General features: G+C 79.3%; 1 protein-coding gene. It reads right to left on the bottom strand.

Annotation, left to right across the window (positions count from 1 at the left end; all coding sequences use genetic code 11):
- Window positions 1–1,111: FtsX-like permease family protein (locus tag IDM29_RS16800; protein WP_223148449.1), on the bottom strand; the 1,111-nt coding region annotated here is incomplete at its 3' end.
- Window positions 1,112–1,122: the final 11 nt, after the last annotated feature.

Here is a 1,122-nt window from a genome sequence, read left to right as displayed (position 1 = left end):
CCCGGGCGCCGAGGCGCTCGGCCACGCGCGACGCCGCGGGCAGCAGGCGCGCCCCGACCAGGGCGCCCGCCAGCAGCACCACCGCCGGTCCCGCGACCAGCACCGGGTCGACGACGAGCGACGCGCCGTCCGAGGCGAGCGGGCTCTGGTAGCTGCGCAGCTGGGCGAAGGCGACGGCCGCCACGACGACCAGCGCCAGGTCGAGCCCGGACCGCGCCAGCACGGCGCGCCGGTCCGGGCGGGCGCGTGCCTGCTCGCCGTCGACGAAGGTGCCGCCGCGCCGCAGCAGCGGGCTGACGAGCACGACGGCGAAGACGACGGAGACGGCGCCCGCGGTGAGCCACGCCGCCGCCGGGACGCCGGGGTCCTGGGTGATGCCGGCGGCCACCATCGCCGGCTGCCGTGCGAGGCCGAGGTGCACCAGGCGGGCGAGGACGGGGCTGAGCGCCGTCGTCAGGAGCGCGAGACCCACGGCCTCGGTGAGGGCGAGGCCGAGGAGCTGACGCCCCGACGCCCCGCGGGCGCGCATCAGGCCCTGCTCGGCGGACCGCGCCTCCACCAGGAGGCGCGCGGTCTGCAGGAGCGCCGCGACGGCGAGGAGCACGAGCAGCAGCCCGACGACGAGCACGCTTGCGCGCGTGACCACCAGCGCCGTGCCGACCTCCTGCACGACGGGCGCGAGGGGGGTGGAGACCCGGACGTCGTCACCCACGGCACCCACCGCCGCCGGTCCGCGGTCCGCCGCCGCCCCGAGCCGCTCGAGCAGCGGCACGACGTCGGCCACCGCCGCCCCGGCGAAGTCGGGCGCGTAGCTGATCGTCAGGCGCTCGACGGCGGCGCCGGCCGCGTCGAGCGCGCCGGGGGCGGTCACCAGGGGTCCGTACGCGTCGGTCTGGAGCGCCCCGCCGGTCCCCGGGATCGCGAACGCCGGCTCGTGCGCGCGCCCCTCGAGCACGTCCGTGGACCAGAAGCGCGAGCCGGGAGCGGTGACCGCGAAGACGCCGACGACCTCGAGCTCGAGCGCCGGCGTGGACGAGGTGAGCGGCCGCACGGGCACCCGGCTGCCGACGGCGAGCCCGAGGTCGCGGGCCGCGGCGGCCGGGACGGCCACCGGGAGGGTCC

The organism is Actinotalea sp. JY-7885, from assembly GCF_014525465.1.
Lineage (GTDB): Bacteria > Actinomycetota > Actinomycetes > Actinomycetales > Cellulomonadaceae > Actinotalea.
The sequence above is the reverse complement of the archived record's forward strand: the minus strand, read 5'-3'. Positions and strand labels throughout refer to the sequence as shown.